General features: G+C 69.0%; 1 protein-coding gene. It reads right to left on the reverse strand.

All coding sequences use genetic code 11. The annotated features are described in order from the left end of the window. Positions 1–335: hypothetical protein (locus IF17_RS01000000136950; protein ID WP_157851212.1), on the reverse strand; the 335-nt coding region annotated here is incomplete at both ends.

A 335-nucleotide genomic window follows, 5' to 3' on the forward strand; every position in this document is an offset into this window, starting at 1 on the left:
GTCGTACACCACCAGGAAGGTGCTGACGACGTAGGTCTTCCCGCCGGGGATGATGACCGTGCCGCCGCCGGCGGCGTGCGCGGCGTCCAGCTGGGCCTGGATCGCCCAGCCGTCGTCCGAGACGCCATCGCCCGCGGCTCCGGTGACCCAGAACAGGCCGGCCTCGGTGTACGTCGTGATGTCGGTGGTCTCGTCGTGGGAGTAGCCGCCCGGCGTCTCGCTGATCCACATCGAGGTGACGCGCACGTTGGTGCCGGTGGCGATGGCCCCGGATCCGGAGATGGAGCGCAGGTTCACCTCGCCCGAGGTGACGATGGTGGCCCTGTCTCTTATAC

Source organism: Streptomyces cyaneofuscatus (assembly GCF_000718135.1).
Classification (GTDB): Bacteria; Actinomycetota; Actinomycetes; order Streptomycetales; family Streptomycetaceae; genus Streptomyces; species Streptomyces cyaneofuscatus.